Annotated in this window: 15 protein-coding genes; 10 read left to right on the top strand and 5 right to left on the bottom strand. The window is 67.1% G+C overall.

Annotated elements, in window-relative coordinates; genetic code table 11:
* Positions 1 to 12: 12 nt before the first annotated feature.
* From mrdA to lipA, 9 genes are read left to right on the top strand one after another with little or no spacing between them, the layout of a single operon-like run.
* A complete protein-coding gene (gene mrdA, locus ACLD02_RS05405) occupies positions 13 to 1,902 on the top strand; it encodes a penicillin-binding protein 2 (RefSeq protein ID WP_410298118.1) in 1,890 nt (629 codons plus the stop codon).
* Positions 1,899 to 3,044: a rod shape-determining protein RodA gene (gene rodA, locus ACLD02_RS05400; protein WP_203102538.1), complete on the top strand. Its 1,146-nt coding sequence runs from the start codon at positions 1,899 to 1,901 to the stop codon at positions 3,042 to 3,044. The genes mrdA and rodA overlap by 4 nt, the downstream gene beginning before the upstream one ends.
* 23 nt (positions 3,045 to 3,067) lie before the next feature.
* A complete protein-coding gene (mltB, locus tag ACLD02_RS05395) occupies positions 3,068 to 4,108 on the top strand; it encodes a lytic murein transglycosylase B (RefSeq protein WP_410298117.1) in 1,041 nt (346 codons plus the stop codon).
* Entirely contained in the window at positions 4,105 to 5,043 is a 939-nt protein-coding gene (locus ACLD02_RS05390) for a septal ring lytic transglycosylase RlpA family protein (RefSeq protein WP_410298116.1), read from the top strand. Before mltB ends, ACLD02_RS05390 begins: the two co-directional genes overlap by 4 nt.
* 40 nt (positions 5,044 to 5,083) lie before the next feature.
* Complete coding sequence (locus tag ACLD02_RS05385; protein WP_410298630.1) at positions 5,084 to 6,253, top strand: D-alanyl-D-alanine carboxypeptidase family protein; 1,170 nt, start codon at positions 5,084 to 5,086, stop codon at positions 6,251 to 6,253.
* Between the two features lie 13 nt (positions 6,254 to 6,266).
* The gene (locus tag ACLD02_RS05380) at positions 6,267 to 7,130 is read left to right on the top strand and encodes a D-amino acid aminotransferase (RefSeq protein WP_203102544.1); all 864 of its coding nucleotides are present in this window, start codon (positions 6,267 to 6,269) and stop codon (positions 7,128 to 7,130) included.
* Positions 7,131 to 7,158: 28 nt separating this feature from the next.
* A complete protein-coding gene (locus ACLD02_RS05375) occupies positions 7,159 to 7,425 on the top strand; it encodes a YbeD family protein (protein WP_410298115.1) in 267 nt (88 codons plus the stop codon).
* Entirely contained in the window at positions 7,425 to 8,081 is a 657-nt protein-coding gene (lipB, locus tag ACLD02_RS05370) for a lipoyl(octanoyl) transferase LipB (protein WP_203102548.1), read from the top strand. The genes ACLD02_RS05375 and lipB overlap by 1 nt, the downstream gene beginning before the upstream one ends.
* Before the next feature lie 37 nt (positions 8,082 to 8,118).
* Positions 8,119 to 9,123 (top strand): lipoyl synthase, encoded by a 1,005-nt coding sequence (gene lipA, locus ACLD02_RS05365; protein ID WP_410298114.1) that lies wholly within the window; start codon positions 8,119 to 8,121, stop codon positions 9,121 to 9,123.
* Between the two features lie 24 nt (positions 9,124 to 9,147).
* Here the strand turns inward: lipA and ACLD02_RS05360 are convergent, their stop codons facing one another.
* Entirely contained in the window at positions 9,148 to 9,510 is a 363-nt protein-coding gene (locus tag ACLD02_RS05360; RefSeq protein WP_410298113.1) for a DUF6164 family protein, read from the bottom strand.
* A gap of 150 nt (positions 9,511 to 9,660) precedes the next feature.
* Here ACLD02_RS05360 and dacB point away from each other — a divergent pair, with 150 nt between their 5' ends.
* Positions 9,661 to 11,181: a D-alanyl-D-alanine carboxypeptidase/D-alanyl-D-alanine-endopeptidase gene (dacB, locus tag ACLD02_RS05355; RefSeq protein ID WP_338015183.1), complete on the top strand. Its 1,521-nt coding sequence runs from the start codon at positions 9,661 to 9,663 to the stop codon at positions 11,179 to 11,181.
* 49 nt (positions 11,182 to 11,230) lie between these two features.
* On the opposite strand, the gene ACLD02_RS05350 is transcribed toward dacB, so the two are convergent.
* From ACLD02_RS05350 to ACLD02_RS05335, 4 genes are all read right to left on the bottom strand, one after another.
* Positions 11,231 to 13,621: a TonB-dependent siderophore receptor gene (locus ACLD02_RS05350; RefSeq protein WP_410298112.1), complete on the bottom strand. Its 2,391-nt coding sequence runs from the start codon at positions 13,619 to 13,621 to the stop codon at positions 11,231 to 11,233.
* A 331-nt stretch (positions 13,622 to 13,952) separates the two neighbouring features.
* Entirely contained in the window at positions 13,953 to 15,929 is a 1,977-nt protein-coding gene (locus ACLD02_RS05345; RefSeq protein WP_410298111.1) for an oleate hydratase, read from the bottom strand.
* A gap of 94 nt (positions 15,930 to 16,023) precedes the next feature.
* Positions 16,024 to 16,998: a FecR domain-containing protein gene (locus ACLD02_RS05340; protein WP_410298110.1), complete on the bottom strand. Its 975-nt coding sequence runs from the start codon at positions 16,996 to 16,998 to the stop codon at positions 16,024 to 16,026.
* The gene (locus tag ACLD02_RS05335) at positions 16,995 to 17,558 is read right to left on the bottom strand and encodes a sigma-70 family RNA polymerase sigma factor (RefSeq protein WP_203102571.1); all 564 of its coding nucleotides are present in this window, start codon (positions 17,556 to 17,558) and stop codon (positions 16,995 to 16,997) included. The genes ACLD02_RS05340 and ACLD02_RS05335 overlap by 4 nt, the downstream gene beginning before the upstream one ends.
* Between the last annotated feature and the right edge of the window lie 86 nt (positions 17,559 to 17,644).

The raw sequence follows: 17,644 nt of genomic DNA, 5'->3' as shown, positions 1-17,644 counted from the left end.
CCACGGGCCCCGATGCGCCGACCTCTGACCCTCAAGGACCACCACCACGAGCAGCGGATCTTCAGCCTGCGCCTGCTGGTGGGCGCCGTTCTGGTGGTGGCCCTGTCACTGGTGCTGGTGGGCCGCATGGTGTGGCTGCAGGTCTCCCAGCACAGCCGCTACACCACGCTCAGCGACGAGAACCGGGTGCAAACCCAGGCGGTACCGCCGCCACGCGGGCTGATCACCGATCGAAACGGCGAAATCCTGGCCGCCAACCGGCCGGATTTCGCGGTGGAACTGATCATCGAGCAGGTACCGGATCTGGAGGCCACCCTGACCCGTATCGGCCAGTTGGTGACCCTGGAACCGGACGACCTGGAGCGCTTCCATAAACGCCTGAGCAGCCCGCGCCGCCCGTGGGACCCGATCCCCTTGCGCGGCCGCCTCAGCGAGGAAGAGATCGCCCGGCTCACCGTCAATCAGCATCGCCTGCCGGGGGTACGCGTGGCCGCCAACCCGGTGCGCCACTACCCCCACGGCAAGCTGTTCTCCCATGTGCTCGGCTATGTAAACCGGCTCAGCGCCGAGGACCTGGAAGGCATGACGCTCACCGAGCAGGCGGACTATGCCGGCACCTACTACTATGGCCGCACCGGGGTGGAGCGCTATTACGAGCACCGGCTGCACGGCACGGTGGGGCACCGCCAGGTGGAGACCAATGCCCGGGGGCGCATTCTGCGCGTGCTCGAGGAGCAACCGCCGGTGCCCGGCGAAAACCTGCGCCTGACCCTGGACATGAAGGTCCAGAAAGCCGCCTACGACGCCCTCGGCGACCGGCGCGGCGCGGTGGTCGCCATCGATCCCCGGGATGGCAGCGTGCTGGCCTTCGTCAGCCGGCCGGGTTTCGAGCCCAACCTGTTCGTCAACGGCATTTCCCATCAGGACTACGCCCGCTACCGGGAAGATCACGACAACCCGCTGTTCAACCGGGCCCTGCAAGGCCGTTACCCGCCGGGCTCCACGGTCAAGCCGTTCATCGGCCTGGCCGGCTTGAACGCCGGCGTCACCGACTGGGAACACACCATCTTCGACCCGGGTTATTACCAGTTGGAAGGCAATCCCCACCGCTATCGGGACTGGAAACGCTGGGGGCATGGCTGGGTGGACATGAACAAGGCGGTGGTGCAGTCCTGCGACACTTATTTCTACGACCTGGGCTTCAAGCTGGGCATCGCCCGCATGCACGACTTCCTGTCCGACTTTTCCCTGGGCCAGCCCACCGGCATCGACCTGTACAACGAATCCGCCGGCCTGCTGCCCTCCAAGGAATGGAAGCGCGCCGCCCGGGGCACGCCCTGGTTTCACGGCGATACCATCAACGCCAGCATCGGCCAGGGCTTCATGCTGGCCACGCCGCTGCAACTGGCCACCGCCACCGCCATCCTGGCCCACCACGGCAAGCAAGTAACGCCCACCCTGGCCGCCGACGAATTGCGCCCGCCACCGCGCCCCGACATCAAGCTCAACGACGAGGGCGACTGGCTGCGCATGGAACGGACCATGGAGGAAGTGGTCCATGGAAACCGGGGCACCGCCCGGGTGATGGCGGAAAACGCGCCCTACAAGATGGGCGCCAAGACCGGCACCTCCCAGGTGTTCTCCGTGGGCCAGGAAGAGACCTACAACGAGGAAGAGCTGGCCGAGCGGCTGCTCGACCACGCCCTGATCATCAGTTTCGCGCCGGTGGAGCATCCGGCCATCGCCGTGGCGGTGCTGGTGGAAAATGGCCGCCACGGCGGCTCCACCTCCGGCCCGGTGGCACGCCAGGTGATGGACGCCTGGCTGCTTAATGACGACGGCGAGCTGGACGTGCCGCCGCCCCTGCCACGCACGCCCGCCAGTGGAGAAAGCACGCCATGAGCGTACGCGAAACCCTGCGACAAATGCCCGGTCAGGGCGGCCCCAGCCTGGGCAACGGCCTGACCGCCCGGCTGCACCTGGATGCCCCGCTGCTGGCGGCTTTGCTGTTGCTGGTGCTGGGCGGCCTCACCGTGCTTTACAGCGCCGGCGGCGGCAGCATGGAAATGGTGCTGCGCCAGGCTCTGCGCCTGGGCGGCGGGTTGCTGGTGCTGGTGGTGCTGGCGCAGATTCCGCCACGCAGTTACCGCTTCTGGGCGCCCATGGTCTATGCCCTTGGCGTGGTGCTGTTGATTCTGGTGGTGCTGATCGGCACCGAGGCCAAGGGCGCCGCCCGCTGGCTGCACATTCCCGGCATCGGTCGCTTCCAGCCCGCCGAGATCATGAAACTGGCGGTGCCGGCCATGGTCGCCTGGTTCTTCAGCGAGCGTAACCTGCCGCCCCGACTTACCGATGTGCTGGTGGCCCTGGCGCTGATCTTCCTGCCGGTGGTGCTGATCGCGATCCAGCCGGACCTGGGTACCTCGATCCTGATCGCCGCCGCCGGGCTGGTGGTGCTGTTCATGGCCGGCCTGTCCTGGCGACTGATCGGCCTGGCCCTGGTGGCGCTGATGATCGCCGCGCCACTGATGTATTTTTTCGTGCTGCATGACTACCAGCGCAGCCGCGTGGACACCTTCCTCAATCCGGAGGCGGACCCGCGCGGCGCCGGCTGGAACATCATCCAGTCGAAAACCGCCATCGGCTCCGGCGGCGTCACCGGCAAGGGCTGGCTGGATGGCACCCAGTCCCGGCTCGACTTCCTGCCCGAGTCCTCCACCGATTTCATCCTGGCGGTGCTGGGCGAGGAATTCGGCCTGGTGGGCTTCCTGCTGCTGATGGCCATTTACCTGGTGATCGTCGGTCGCGGCTTCTTCATAAGCTGGCAGGCCCAGGAGACCTTCTCGCGTCTGCTGGCGGCGGCGCTGACCATGACCTTTTTTATTTATATTTTTGTGAACGTCGGTATGGTGTCCGGACTCTTACCGGTGGTGGGGGTACCCTTGCCGCTGGTCAGCTACGGCGGCACGTCCATCGTCACCCTGATGGCCAGTTTCGGCATGCTCATGTCCATGCATACCCACCGCCGGCTGATGAGTTACTGACAAGGATTCCCGAGGAGAACCACGTGAAGAAAACCGGGCTGTTGATCGCCGCTTGCGCCGCCCTGGCCGGCCCCGCCCTGGCCACCGCCAACTATGCCGAGCACGCCGGGGCCGACGCCGTGCTCAAGGAGGTACGCGAGCGCGGGCTGGACGTGGATCGCGCCCGTCAGCTGCTCGCCGGCGCGCAACGCAAAGACAGCATTCTCGAGGCCATCGCCCGGCCCGCCGAGCGCACCCTGACCTGGGCCGAATACGGCCGCATTTTTTTGCAGGACAGCCGCGTGGAGCAGGGCGTCGCCTTCGCCCGCGAGCACGCCGAGGCCCTGGACCGGGCGGAGCAGGAATTCGGCGTGCCCCGGGAAGTGATCCTGGCGATCATTGGCGTGGAAACCCGCTACGGGCGCCACAAGGGCAACTACAAGGTGGTCGATGCGCTGGCCACCCTGGGGTTTGACTATCCGCCCCGCGCCGCCTTCTTCCGTAAGCAGTTGATCGCCCTGTTCGAGCTGGAACGTCACGCGCACATCGACGCCAGTGAGATTACCGGCTCCTACGCCGGCGCCATGGGTTTCCCACAGTTCATTCCCACCAGCTACGAGGCCTACGCGGTGGACTTCGACGGTGACGACGTCATCGATCTGGTCAACAGCCCCACCGACGCCATCGGCAGCGTCGCCAACTATTTCAAGGCGCACCGCTGGCAGCCGGGCCTGCCGGTGGCGGCCCGCGCCCGGGTCGAGGGCAACGGCTATGTGGCGATGGCCAAGAAGGGCTACAAACCCGCCTTTACCCTGGATCAGGCCCGGAAGAACGGCGTAGTGGCAGTGGCCTGCGACGATGATAGGCTGAGCAGCGAATACTGTTTCGAGGTGTCGAACGACGGCCTGCCCGGCTCCACGCCGGTGGCGGTGCTCGACCTGCAAGGCGAGGACGGCCACGAATTCTGGCTGGCCACCGACAACTTCTATGTGATCACCCGCTACAACCACAGTGAGCTTTACGCCATGGCCGTGTTGCAGCTTTCCCGCCGCCTGGCCGATGCCCTGGAGGCCGACCAGCCGTGAGACGCGTTGCACCGATCCTCACTCTGAGCCTGTTCCTGGGCGCCTGCGCCACCGGCCCGGGCCGCGCCCCCGGGCCCGCCCCGCAACCGGATCGCCCCGCTTCCGGGGCCCCCGGTTCCGACCGCTACGAACACAGCACCGACGCTGGCCCGGAACAACGCCGTGACGTCAGCGCCCAGCCCGAGCCGGTCCCCAAGGTGGAGCCGCGCAGCGCCTACGGCAACCCGGATACCTACACCGTCTGGGGCAAGAGCTACCAGGTGCTGCCCACCGCCGAGGGCTACCAGGAAGAGGGACTGGCGTCCTGGTACGGTCGCAAGTTCCACGGCTACCGTACCTCCAGCGGCGAAGCGTTCGACATGTACCGCTTTACCGCCGCCCACCGCACTCTGCCGCTGCCCACCTATGCCCGGGTCACCAACCTGGACAATGGCAAAAGCCTGGTGGTGCGCGTCAACGACCGGGGCCCGTTCCACTCCGACCGGATCATTGATCTGTCCTGGGCCGCCGCGGTGCGCCTGGGCATTGAGCAGAAAGGCACCGGACGGGTGCGCGTGGAAGCGCTCACCTCCACCCGTGACCCGACCCCCAACAAAAGCGACGGCCGCGTGCCCACGGCGGTACGCGCCGCCGTGGACAGCCCGCCGCCGCCGTCCAGCGCCGACAGTGCCTCCGATAATGGCTCCAACGGTGGCTCCAATGCCGGCGGCGACCTCTACCTGCAGGCCGGCGCCTTCCAGGGGCTGGACGGCGCCCGCGCGCTGGAACAGCGGCTGCGCCAGCAACTCAAGCTGCCGGTGACCGTCCGACGGCCGGAATCCAGCAGCTTGTACAAGGTGTGGCTGGGCCCGTTCGCCAGCAACGCCGACCGTGACCGCGCGCGCCGCTCCCTCGCCGAGGCGGGCTTCGCCGCGCCGATTTCCGTGAATCCCTGATCCGCCCCCGCAAGCAAAGACCTGACCGAAAGGCCCGATGATGATGCAAACCCGCTCTCTCGCTTATTCCCTGTTCTGGCTGTTGCTGGCCGGCCTGCTCGCCGTGTCGCCCCTGGCCCGCGCCGAGAACATGATCCCCCGCGCCCCCGAGGTGGAAGCACGCAGTTACCTGCTGCTGGACGCCAAGAGCGGCCAGGTGCTGGTGGAACACAATGCCGACAAGGAACTGCCGCCGGCCAGCCTGACCAAGATGATGACCGCCTACCTGGTGGAAAAGGAAATCCAGGCCGGCAACATCGGTGAGCGGGACATGGTGCCGATCAGCGTCAAGGCCTGGCGCATGGGCGGCTCGCGGATGTTCGTCAAGGAAGGCACCCAGGTGCCGGTGGCGGACCTGCTCAAGGGTGTGATCGTGCAGTCCGGCAACGACGCCAGCGTGGCCCTGGCCGAGTACGTGGCCGGCTCCGAGGGTGCCTTCGCCGACCTGATGAACAACCAGGCCAGTCAGTTGGGCATGAACAACAGCCACTTCGTCAACGCCACCGGCTGGCCGGCGGAGAACCACTACACCACCGCCCGGGACCTGGCCTGGCTGGCGCGGGCGATCATCCGCGACTATCCGGAACACTACGATATCTACGCCCAGAAGGAATTCACCTACAACGGCATCACCCAGCAGAACCGCAACCTGCTGCTGTGGCGCGACGACGCCGTGGACGGCCTGAAGACCGGCCACACCGAGGAAGCCGGCTTCTGCCTGGTGTCCTCCGCCGAGCAGAACGGCATGCGTCTGATCTCGGTGGTGATGGGCACCGACTCCGAGGCGGCCCGGGCACGCGAATCCCAGAAGCTGCTCAGCTACGGCTTCCGCTTCTACGAAACCTACGAGGGTTACGGCGCCGGTGACGTACTCGACACCCCGAAAGTGTGGATGGGGGCCGCCGATCAGGTGCGCCTGGGCCTGGAGGACGACCTGGTGCTGACCGTGCCCAAGGGCAGCCACGACCAGCTCAAGGCGGAGATGTCGATCCAGCCGGAACTGCGCGCCCCCATCGAGGAAGGCCGCCAGTACGGCACCCTGACCGTGAGCCTGGACGGCAAGGAACTGGTGCAGCGCCCCCTGGTGGCCCTGGAAGCGGTGGAGGAAGCCGGTTTCTTCTCGCGTATCTGGGACCATATCGTGCTGTTCTTCAAAGGCCTGTTTAACTAGGGCTCCCGCCAACATGGCCACGGTCTATCTCAACGGCGACTTCATGGACGCCGAGCAGGCGCGGATCTCCCCGTTGGACCGGGGATTTCTGTTCGCCGACGGCGTCTATGAAGTGATTCCCGCCTTCAACGGCGTGCTGTTCCGGCTCGACGAACACCTGCGCCGGCTGGCCCGCTCCCTGAGCGAAATACGCATCACCGATCCCCACGACGGCGCCCACTGGCGCCGCCTGTGCGAGGAAATGGTGGCCCGCAACGGCGGCGGCCATCTGTCGCTGTATCTGCAGATCACCCGGGGCGCGGCGGCGCGCCGCGAGCACACCTTCCCGGACCCGCCGGTGCCTCCCACGGTGTTTATTTCCAGTTCGCCGCTGGCGGTACCGGCGGCGGACCAGGTGGCGCGCACCGAGGGCGTCGCGGCGATCACCCTGGACGATATTCGCTGGGCCCGCTGCGACATCAAGTCGGTGTCGCTGCTGCCCAATCTGCTACTGCGCCAGCGGGCGCTGGAAAGCGGCGCCCAGGAAGCGATCCTGCTGCGCGACGGCTTCGTCACCGAGGGCGCCGCCAGTAACGTTTTCACGGTGCGCGATGGCCGGGTGTCCACGCCGCCATTGAGCCACTGCATCCTGGGCGGCGTGACCCGGGATCTGATCATCGAGCTGTGCCGCGAGCAGGGCCTGCCGGTGATCGAGGCGGAAATCAGCGAGCCGGCCCTGCACGATGCCGATGAAATCTGGATTTCCAGTTCCACCAAGGGCGTGGTGCCGGTCACCGAACTGAACGGCCGACCGGTGGGCGACGGCCACCCCGGTGCCACTTGGAAAACCGTGGCGCGCCACTATATAGAGTTCAAACGCCGCCTGTGCGGTCTGTAACCGGGCGCCGGGCCGACTGGAGAGCACCATGATCCGCGAAGAACTGTGGGACTTCCCCCACAGCATGCAACTGAAAGTAATGGGCGCCGCCGACGCGCCGCTGGAAGAAGCGGTGGTGGCGATCCTGGAAACCCACCTGGATGATTTCGACCGCCACGCCCACCTGAGCAGCAAGCCCAGCACCAAGGGCAATTTCGTGTCGCTCACCGCCAGCGTGGTGCTGCGAGACCGCGATCAGGTAGAAGCCATCTATCGCGAGTTGAACGCCTGCCCGCACGTCAAGATCACGCTCTGATGGACGTTCTGGTCCGCCACCTGCCCCGGGTCGACTACCAGCCCTGCTGGGAGGCGATGCGCGCCTTCACCGAACAGCGCGACGCCGACACCACCGATGAACTCTGGGTGCTGGAGCACCCGCCGGTGTACACCCTGGGCCAGGCCGGCAAGCCCGAGCATGTGCTGGCACCCGGGGATATCCCGGTGGTGCGCACCGACCGGGGCGGCCAGGTCACCTACCATGGGCCGGGCCAGACCGTGATCTACCTGATGCTGGATGTACAGCGGCTAACCCTGGGCGCCCGCGCCGTGGTCAGCGCCATCGAGGACAGCGTGGTGGATTACCTGCGCGACCGGGGCCTGGACGCCGCCAGCCGAGCCGATGCTCCCGGGGTGTACGTGGGCGGCGCCAAGATCGCCTCGCTGGGGCTGCGTATCCGCCGCGCCGGCAGCTACCATGGCCTGGCCCTGAACCGGGACGCCGACCCGGCCCCCTGGCGGCGCATCAACCCCTGCGGCCACGCCGGCCAGCCGATGACCAGCCTGGCCGACCAGGGTCTGGACGCCAGCCGCGAGCGCGTCGAGCAGGATCTGGTAACGATTCTGGCGCGGCGGCTGGGCCTCACCCCCCGGACAGCCCCCGCTCCTAGTTGGTATACTGCTCCCCAATCCTGACGCCCAAAAGGCACCCAACCGCGAGAGAGACATCTCCATGAGCGAAGCCCAGGCCAAACGCCCGGCGAAAGCGAAGGTTCAGATCGGCGACAAGCTGCGTGGCGCCGACAAGGTCCGCACCATCCCCGTGGTCAATGAAAGCGCCCCCGTGCGCGAGCGCAAACCCGACTGGATTCGCGTGCGGGTCCCCGCCAACGGCGAGATCCAACGCATCAAGTCCATGCTGCGCCGGCAGAAACTGCACACCGTGTGCGAGGAAGCGGCCTGCCCCAACCTGCCGGAATGCTTCGGCGGCGGCACCGCCACCTTCATGATCATGGGCGACATCTGCACCCGCCGCTGCTCATTCTGCGACGTGGGCTTCGGCCGCCCCAACGGCCTGGACCCGGATGAGCCTCTGCATCTGGCGGAGTCGGTGGCCGACCTGGGCCTGAAGTACGTGGTGATCACCTCCGTGGACCGGGACGATCTGCCCGACGGCGGCGCTCGCCACTTCGCCGACTGCATCGAGGCGGTCCACGAAAAAAGCCCGGGCACCAAGATCGAGATTCTCACCCCGGACTTCCGCCCCTGCCTGGAAGACGCCCTGGATATTCTTGAGGCGACGCCGCCGGACGTGTTCAACCACAATATCGAGACGGTGCCACACCTGTACAAGAAGGCCCGCCCCGGCGCCCGCTACGAGCATTCCCTGAAGCTGCTGCAACAATTCGGCGCCCGCGTGCCGCACGTACCCACCAAGTCCGGCATCATGGTCGGCCTGGGCGAAACCAACGATCAGGTACTGGAAACGCTGCGCGATCTGCGCGACCACGACGTGGATATGATCACCATCGGCCAGTATCTGCAGCCCAGCAAATTCCACGCGCCGGTGGAACGCTACGTGCATCCGGACGAATTCCGCCTGTTCGCGGACGAAGGCCGCAAGATGGGCTTCACCTCGGTGGCTTCCGGGCCCATGGTGCGCAGCTCCTACCACGCGGATCTGCAGCACAAGGGCATCGACGTGGGCGACCCGGACAACCTGGGCCACGAAGCCTGACACACCGCCCATCGCGAGCCGCCATCAGCCAAACGTGATGAACGGCACCAGGGCGATCAGCAACACCGCCGCCACCACCACCAGAAACGCCAGGGTGCGCAGCGGGCGGCGGCGCAGGTTACGCGCCACGGTGGTCACCTCGCCGTCCTGGTGGGCCTGCTCGAAGGCCCGCCGCTCCTGCTGATAACGGCGCTGCTGGTAGTCCGCCAGCAGCGGTTGCGCCCGCTCCCAATCCTCGTCGTGGCGTAGCCAGAGGCCGCCGGCGGACACGCCCCAGACGCTGGGCGGAGTCAGGTAATGCTCAATACCGTGTTCCTCCAGCAACTCGCATACCTCGTCGCGCTCCTCATCGGGCACGCGGCGCAGATTCATCAGCAGTTTCGACATGTGCGGTTCCGTTGCCCGTGGCGGGCGTCACTATAGCACGCCCCAGAATTTACAATTCCACCACCCGCCGCCCCCTGACCGGTTACCGGTTTTGCTCTACGATTAGTGAGCGCTAACCCGAACGAGAGTGTGCTGTCCATGGGGCTTGCCGTGCGTTTCCCTATCGCCGTTTTTACATTCCTGATTACCTGCCTGCCGGTGCCGGCGGCCTTCGCCGCCGACGACGCCAAGGCCCTGCCCAACGCCGACTGGCCGCTGGCGATCCAGTCCCGGCTGCAGGAACTGAACCTGCCCGACGACGCCCTGGCCCTGGCGGCGGTGCCCCTGGACGGCCCCGGCCAGGCCCGTTTCGTCAACGCCGACCGGGTCATGAACCCGGGTTCCACCATGAAGCTGCTGACCACCTACGCGGCCCTGGAACTGCTCGGCCCCACCTTCAAATGGCACACCCGGGTGTACACCAACGGCGAGGTGAAGGGCGACGTGCTTGAAGGCGACCTGATCCTGGTCGGCGCCGGCGACCCCAAGCTTACCGAGGAGCGTCTGTGGAAGCTGATGCGCGATCTGCGCGCCTATGGCATCCGCGCGGTGCACGGTGATCTGGTGTTGGACGGTGGCTATTTCCGGCTGCCGGAAGACGGCCTGCCGCGTTTCGACGACGACGGCGGCGACCCCCACGCCCCCTACCTGGTGCGCCCGGATGCCCTGCTCACCAACCTGAACGTCTTCCATATCCAGATGATGGGCCGCCCGGACCGGGTCCAGGCCTGGGTGGAACCGGTCACCGACAAGGTGCTGCTCAACAACCAGCTGACCCGCTCCAACAGCCGCTATTGCCCGTCCGGCCACCACCTGAAGGCCGTCCCGGAGCGTCGCGAGGACGGCCTCTACGTGATCACCCTGACCGGCTCCCTGCCGGAAGGCTGCAAGGCCAGCCAGTACCTGTCGCTGATGGATCAGGGCGACTACACCGGCGCGTTGCTGCGCGGCCTGTGGCGGCAACTGGGTGGCGAGATCACCGGCGAGACCCGCTTCGGCCGGCTGCCCAAGGGGGCCTCCCTGCTGGCCACCAGTTCGTCGCCGGACCTGGTCACCATGGTGCGCGACATCAACAAGTGGAGCAGCAACATCATGGCCCGGCAGCTTTATCTGACCATCGGCGCCGAGCACCGGCTGGCGGAGGACAGCGACGACCTGGCCGCCGCCAACCGCACGGTGCGCGAGTGGATGGCGCTCAAGGGCATGGACCCGGACAAGGTGGTGCTGGACAACGGCGCCGGCCTGTCACGGCAGGCCCGCATCAGCCCGATGGAACAGATCAAGATGCTGCAGCAGGCCTGGCGCAGCCCTTTCGCCGCCGAGCTGATCGCCTCCCTGCCGCTGGTGGCCATGGACGGCACCATGCACAACCGGCTGCGCGATACCGGCCTGCGCGGCGAAGGCCATATCAAGACCGGCTCGCTGACCAATGTGCGCGCGGTGGCCGGCTTTACCCGCGACCGCGACAACACCACCTGGGCGGTATCGGCCATCATCAACACGCCGGCGGCCTGGAAAAGCCAGGCGGTACTCGATGACGTGCTGGAAGCGGTGGGCGGCCTGCCGCGCACCGACGCCGCCACGGTAAGCCGCGGCGACGACCGCCCGGGCCGAAGCGCCCCGGGCGGCTGATCCCGGGCGGCTTCCAGAAACCGGCCACCCGGGAAAATCGGGCGCGCCGCTACCAGCGGTAGCTGACGCTGCCCTGCAGGGTGCGCTCGACGCCGAAGTAACAGCGTGCGGCGTTGTTGCAGCCGGTAAAGTACTCCTTGTCGAACAGGTTGCTCACGTTGACTTCCGCCTTCCAGCCACCGGCGAAGGGGTAGGCCAGGGACAGGTCGGCCAGGGTCACGGCATCGGTTTCCAGGGTGCCGTACAGGTTGGTGTAGGCGTAGGTCTCGCCGATATAGCGCACACCACCCCCCAGGCGCAGCCCGGCCAGCGCGCCTTCCTGGAAGCGGTAATTGACCCAGGCGGAGGCCTGGTTGCGCGGCACGAACACCATCTGCCGGTCCTCCTCCATCGGTCCGGGCGCGTTCTCGGTGATGCGCGCGTCGGTGTAGGTATAGGACGCACTCAACCGCAGCCGCTCGCTCAGCTCGCTGGTCACCTCCAGTTCCGCCCCCTTGGAGCGGCTCTCGCCCACCTGACGGTAATCGCCGGCGCTGCCGTCGTACACCACATCATCTTCCTTGCGCAGGTCGTACACCGACATCGCCACCTGGGTACGAGCGCCCGGCGGCGCCACCTTCATGCCGACCTCCACTTGTTCACCGGTGATCGGTTCGAGGGTCTCGATGCCGGAGGAAAGCTGTTGCACCGGCGCGAAACTGGTGGCGTAGCTCAGATAGGGGGAAACACCGTTGTCGAACTGGTACATCAGGCCAGTCTGCCAGGTAAAGGCCTCATCGTCGGTATCCAGGTCGGTGCCGGAGACCTTGTCCTCGTACTCACTGTCCACGGTGTCATAGCGACCGCCCACCAGCGCGATCCAGTTGCCGTAGTGCCCGTGCCACTGACTGTACAGACCGGTGATCGACTGGCGGGTGGTGGCGTCCTGCTGAGCCATCGGCGTGGCTGGCTCCGCACTCCATTGCGGGTCGAAAATGTTGATGGTGTCACCGAAGCCCACGTCCCACTCCTGGGCCCAGGAGGTGCGGTCGTAGCTCAGGCCAAACAGCAGATTGTGCTTGAAGTCGCCACGGTAGAAGGTTCCTTCCAACTGGTTGTCCACGGCCAGGGTGCGGGCTTCATTGTGGCGGTCGTAGGCGTAGGTGGGAACCAGGGTGCCATAGGCGCCATCGGTGAACGGCTGCCACCAGATCTCGTTACGCTGCACCCGGGATTCCAGGTAACGGGCATTCTGGCGGAAGTTCCAGCGGTCGCTGAACCAATGCTGGTATTCGTAGCCCAGGGTCCAGAATTCGCGATCGAAGCGGTCCCAGTCGGGATGGCCGATCAGGGTGTCGCTGTCCAGTTCCCCATTCGGGTTGTCCAGCAGGGTGCCGGCGGCGGGCAGGCCCAGTTCGAGCTTGGTCTTGTCCTTCTGGTAGCTGCTCATCAGCGTGAGCCGGTCGTTATCGGACAGCAGCAGTGTCACCGAGGGGGCGATGTACACCCGGTCATCGGGCACATGGTCGGTCTGGGTGTCGGACTCACGGCCCAACATCACCAGCCGCCCCAGCACCGCGTCGTTGCCGGCCAGGGGGCCGGACACGTCCACCGCCAGCTGGCGCCGGTCGTGGCTGCCGTAGCTGGCGCGCACCTCGCCGCGCGGTTCGTGGGTGGGCCGCTTGCTGACCAGATTGACGATGCCGCCGGGGGCGTTTTCGCCGTAGAGAATGGAACTGGGGCCCCGGAACACCTCCACCCGCTCCAGGCCATAGGGCTCGGAAGTGGTGTCGTAGCGGTTGGCCTGCACGCGCAGTCCGTCCCGGTACAGCCCGTAGCCGTAGTCAGTGGCGTTGAAGCCGCGAATAAAGAAGAAATCGCCGGCCAGGCTATCGCCGGCGGCCATCGGCGGCGCGTAGATCCCGGGCATGTAACCGAGCACCTCGGTGAGGGTCTGGGCGCCCTGGTCGTCCATGCGCTCACGGGTGGTGACGCTCACCGAGCGGGGCGTTTCCGACAGCGGCACGCTGGTCTTGGTGGCCACCAGGGTACGTTCGGCCAGGTAACCCGGGTCCGGGCCCACCGGTGGCGCGGCGCTCACCGACACCGGCTCCAGGGCGTTGCCGTCCTCGGCGTCTTCCAGGGTGGCGGTGCGGGCATCGGAGAAACGGGCCACCAGGCCGGTGCCGGCGAGCAGCTCGGCGAGGCCGGCGCGGGCGGTGTAGCGACCGTCCAGCCCGGCGCATTGCTTTCCGACGGTGAGTTCTCCGGCGCCGCCCAGGTAGATACCGGCCTGGTCGGCGAAGCGGTTCAGGCAGCGGCTCAGCGGGCCGGCGGGGATGCGGAAATCCACGGCGGCGTCCGCTTCAGCCCGGGCCGGGGTCGGCAGTGCCGTGAGGGTGGTGCCGCCGACCAGTAGCGGCAGGGTCAGGGCCAGGGGCCGCAGGGTTCGATTCAGCATCAGGTCGGTTCCTCCCAAGGTTTTTTTGCTGTCGTCATGGGAGGAACCGGATCAGCCGGGCAAAAGGGGAACCGTTCGGGGGGATTTTTTTCACGCTTTGGAGAAGGCGGGGATGGGGGTGTTCTCCAGATAGGCCGCGTTCCGAGGTAGCGTCACCGGCGGCTCCGGCGTTAGGTGGTCGCGGTAGGAGCGGCTTTAGCCGCGATGAAGATGGCACTGGGGGTTATCGCGACTAAAGTCGCTCCTACACAGGCAAAACGGCGTCGCCGGTCGCTCCTGCCGTGCCCCTGGACCTTGCGCCGTGACGCCCGGTCCAGAGAGGGGCCGGCGGTCAGTCGCGGTCCTTGCGCAGGTTGTCGCGCAGGTGGGTGAACCAGGCGCGCAGGTCCTTGAGCGCCTCGCCGCCCCGGTCGGCCAGGGCGCTGAGCTCGGCGTCGAAGGGGTTGGCGGCGCCGGGGGCCGGCTCATCCTCCTCGGGCAGCGGTGGCAGCACCGGGGCGAAGTAGGTGCGGTCCAGCAGGCGGTGCAGCAGCCGCTCGCCGGGGAACGGCTCGCCGTTGTTGAGCGCCCGGGCGGCTTTGAGCAGGTTGCGGATATCGTACTGGGTGGGGCTGATGTCCGGCACCGCCTTGTTCAGGCCCAGCAGCCGGTACACGGCCACCCGGGCGGTGCGCACCGAGCTTTCCATGGTGAACACCACATCGTTGGGGGTTTCCACGAACTGCCCCAGCAGGCCCAGGTTGGTGCAGCCCTCCGGCACCACCCGGGGCCGGTCGCCGGCGGCGCGGGGCATGAACTCGGCGGTGATGTAGGGCATCAGGGCGGTGCGTACCTTGGTGTTGGCCAGCACCGTGTCCAGATCATCGAGCAGGTCCAGGTGATAGCACAGCTCGGTAAGAATCTCCCGGCCGGTGCACTCGGGCATGGGTTTCTTCACGTAATCCCCGTCCGGGGTCATGTGCAGGGCGTAGACCCACAGCACCAGCAGGTCGTCGGGCTGGTCCGGGAAGTGCGGCTGGCGGTTGCAGGTGAAGCTCATCAACCAAGCGGAGTCGGTGATGGTGACGATGCCGCCGGTGGCGGTGCGCCCGGAATAGGGATCGTTCACCGACAGTTCCTTGAGCTTGTCCACCAGCGGTGACGGCGCGCAGGTGAGCGTGGCGGATTCCCAACTGGAGCGATCGGTATCGCCGTAGAACTTGTCCGGGCGACCGAACACCGGCGATTTGGCCGCCAGATTGCGCCACAGGGTCCAGGCACTGTCCTCGCCGGGCTCGGTACGACCGCGCCGGGGCGCCGGCACGGTATCCATATCGCCGTAGGCGGTGCCCTCGGTCATGGAGCCGGTGAGCGCCATCACCAGATCCTCCGGCCCCACTTCCAGGCGGGTCTCGCCGTCGGCGGTGCGGCACAGCAAGGCTCGCACCGTCTTGCTGCCGCCTTCGCCGGTCAGCTCCATATCGTGTACCCGGGTATCGAGCCGGAAATGCACGCCCTGCTCGCGCAGCAGCCCGACCAGGGGGCGTACGAAACTGTCGTACTGGTTGTACTTGGGGAACACCAGGGCGGACATGTCATTGAGGCCGTCGATGGCGTCCAGGAAGCGGTGCATGTAGAGCTTCATCTCCAGCACGCTGTGCCAGTTCTGGAACGCGAACATGGTGCGCCAGAAGGTCCAGAAATTGGATTCCAGGAAACCGGGGCTGAAGAACTGCTCCACGGTGACGTCGTCGAGTTCTTCCTTGCGACGCAACAACAGGCGCACCAGTTCCCATTGCTGGGAGCGGCTCAGCTCGAAGGTGGAAAAGTCCTTGATCCGGCCCCGGTGGTGAAGCAGCCGGGCCTTGGAATAGTTGGGGTCGGCGTCGTTCACCAGCCGGTATTCGTCGAGCACGCTGTAGCCTTCAGGCAACTCCAGCGCCGGCACATCCTGGAACAGGTCCCAGAAATTGTCGTAATGGCCGTTCATCTCCCGGCCACCGCGCACCAGGTAACCGTCTTCCGGGTTGCCGGCGCCGTCCAGGGAGCCCCCTTCCACGCCCTGATCCTCAAGGATGGTGATATTGGCGGCGGGCATATGGCCGTCACGAATCAGGTAGAAAGCGGCGGCCAGGCCGGCCAGGCCACCGCCGACGATGTAGGCATGACGCCGCTCGATGCCCTCCGGGGGCAGCGGCCGATGGCGCGCGTAGGGGCCCACCATATCCGGCTCGGGCTGGGTGCCGCCGGGGCGGTGGCCCCAGTGGCCGGCGCTGGCGTCCGGTTCCGGGGTAAAGTCCGGGGCGGAGCGGGTCTCGTTGCGGCTCATGACGTCTTCCTCCTTCCATGCGATGACGGTATTGGCGATTCGGCCATGGTGCGCTTTTTTGTTTATCCGCTTTTTGACCTGACGCACGACTCCGTTAATCGGCCACCGGCTCCAGGGTCACCCACCAGGGCAGCCGGCGACGCACGCGCACCGGCAGGGCCGCTTCCAGCATGGCCAGGGCACGGTCGGTATCATCCAGGGGATAGGTGCCCATTACCGGCAGGTGGGCCACCGCCGGGTCCACCGCCAGGTGGCCATGGCGGTAGCGGGCCAGCTCCGCCACCAGCCCCCCCAAGGGACGCTCCTCGGCGACCAGCAGGCCCCGGGTCCAGGCCTGCCGGGCCGGGTCCGCGGTATCCAGCGGCGCGATGCGTTCGCCGTCGAAACGGGTGCGATGCCCCGCCGGCACGGTGCGCTCGGCGCCACTGCCGGCGGTGTGTACGCGCACCGCGCCCTGATACACCGCCAGCTCGGTGGTGGCGCCTTCGCGGCGTACCTGAAAGCGGGTACCAAGCGGGCGTAACTCGCCGGCGCCGGTGCGCAGCCACAGCGGGCGCGGATCGGCGCCAGTGTCCACCAGCACCTCGCCGGCCACCAGGGTGAGCCGTCGCCGCTGGCGGTCGAAATCCACGTTCAGGGCGCTGTTGGTGTTGAGCCAGACCCGGGTGCCATCGTCCAGCACCAGTGCCCGGCGACCGCCCACCGGGGTGTGATAATCCGCGCGCCAGGCGCGGGCCAGTTCCGGCAGCGGCGAGTGCCGCCAGCCAGCCCAGCCGAGCACCCCGCCGGTGGCCAGCACCGCCAGCCCCTTAAGGGCCTGACGGCGGGACAAGCGCTCGCCACGCAGGCGCTCCAGGGCTCCGCCGGCCAGAGCCGGATCGCCGTCGGCGCGTAAGCGCCCGAAGCGACGCCCCACCGCTTCCACGTAGTCCCAGGCGCGCTGATGTCGCGGGCTGGCTTCCAGCCAGCGCCGCCAGGCTTCGCGCTGCGCCGGGGAAACACCCTCATCACCGAGGACGGCGAACCATTCCGCCGCCTGCTCCAGGCTGTGGTAGTCCGGAGCGCTCATCCGCTCGCGCCCTCCTCGAAGGAAACTTCCAGCAAGGCGCAATGGAGCATGGCCCGGGCCATGTATTTCTTCACCATGCGCTCGGACACCTCCAGCTCCACGGCGATCTCCCGGTAGGTCCTGCCGTGCAGCTGGGCCATCAGGAAAGCCCGTGCCACCTTCTCCGGCAGGCGCCGCAGCAGCGCATCCACTTCGCACAGGGTCTCGAGCACGATGGCACGGTGCTCCGAGGACGGCGCCAGTGCTTGCGGCTGTTCCGCCAGCACCGCCAGCCAGGCCTGCTCCACCTCCCGGCGACGCCACAGATCCACGCACAGACCCCGAGCCACGGTGCTCAGGTAGGCACGGGCCCCCTCCGCGCTGTCGAAACGGCGCGGACGGCGCAGCAGACGCACAAAGGTATCGTGGGCCAGATCGGCGGCGGTCTCGGAGCAGCCCAGACGGCGCCGCAGCAATTGGTGCAGCCAGCCGTGATGGCGGTGATAGAGATCGGCGACGGACTCGGTGGGCACGCTCCCGGTCACGAACAGCTCCGCTTCTTGAATGGAAATTATTCTCATTCTCTACGGCACCGGGCGGCGGGTCAATTCCCGGCTACGCCAACGGCAGTGCTATGCTCGTAGCCTGTCCTCACGTCAGGAGCGCC

It is taken from the genome of Alloalcanivorax sp. C16-2, from assembly GCF_046507615.1.
Taxonomy (GTDB): Bacteria; Pseudomonadota; Gammaproteobacteria; order Pseudomonadales; family Alcanivoracaceae; genus Alloalcanivorax; species Alloalcanivorax marinus_A.
Note: the sequence above shows the minus strand (reverse complement) of the source record. Positions and strands in the feature narration are given on the sequence as shown.

What these genes read in the sequence shown, in the direction of transcription:
- mrdA (WP_410298118.1), top strand. Translation starts at nt 13, where the DNA reads ATGCGCCGACCTCTGACCCTCAAGGACCACCACCACGAGCAGCGGATC.
- rodA (WP_203102538.1), top strand. Translation starts at nt 1,899, where the DNA reads ATGAGCGTACGCGAAACCCTGCGACAAATGCCCGGTCAGGGCGGCCCC.
- ACLD02_RS05385 (WP_410298630.1), top strand. Translation starts at nt 5,084, where the DNA reads ATGATGCAAACCCGCTCTCTCGCTTATTCCCTGTTCTGGCTGTTGCTG.
- ACLD02_RS05380 (WP_203102544.1), top strand. Translation starts at nt 6,267, where the DNA reads ATGGCCACGGTCTATCTCAACGGCGACTTCATGGACGCCGAGCAGGCG.
- ACLD02_RS05375 (WP_410298115.1), top strand. Translation starts at nt 7,159, where the DNA reads ATGATCCGCGAAGAACTGTGGGACTTCCCCCACAGCATGCAACTGAAA.
- lipB (WP_203102548.1), top strand. Translation starts at nt 7,425, where the DNA reads ATGGACGTTCTGGTCCGCCACCTGCCCCGGGTCGACTACCAGCCCTGC.
- lipA (WP_410298114.1), top strand. Translation starts at nt 8,119, where the DNA reads ATGAGCGAAGCCCAGGCCAAACGCCCGGCGAAAGCGAAGGTTCAGATC.
- ACLD02_RS05360 (WP_410298113.1), bottom strand. Translation starts at nt 9,510, where the DNA reads ATGTCGAAACTGCTGATGAATCTGCGCCGCGTGCCCGATGAGGAGCGC.
- ACLD02_RS05350 (WP_410298112.1), bottom strand. Translation starts at nt 13,621, where the DNA reads ATGCTGAATCGAACCCTGCGGCCCCTGGCCCTGACCCTGCCGCTACTG.
- ACLD02_RS05345 (WP_410298111.1), bottom strand. Translation starts at nt 15,929, where the DNA reads ATGAGCCGCAACGAGACCCGCTCCGCCCCGGACTTTACCCCGGAACCG.
- ACLD02_RS05340 (WP_410298110.1), bottom strand. Translation starts at nt 16,998, where the DNA reads ATGAGCGCTCCGGACTACCACAGCCTGGAGCAGGCGGCGGAATGGTTC.
- ACLD02_RS05335 (WP_203102571.1), bottom strand. Translation starts at nt 17,558, where the DNA reads ATGAGAATAATTTCCATTCAAGAAGCGGAGCTGTTCGTGACCGGGAGC.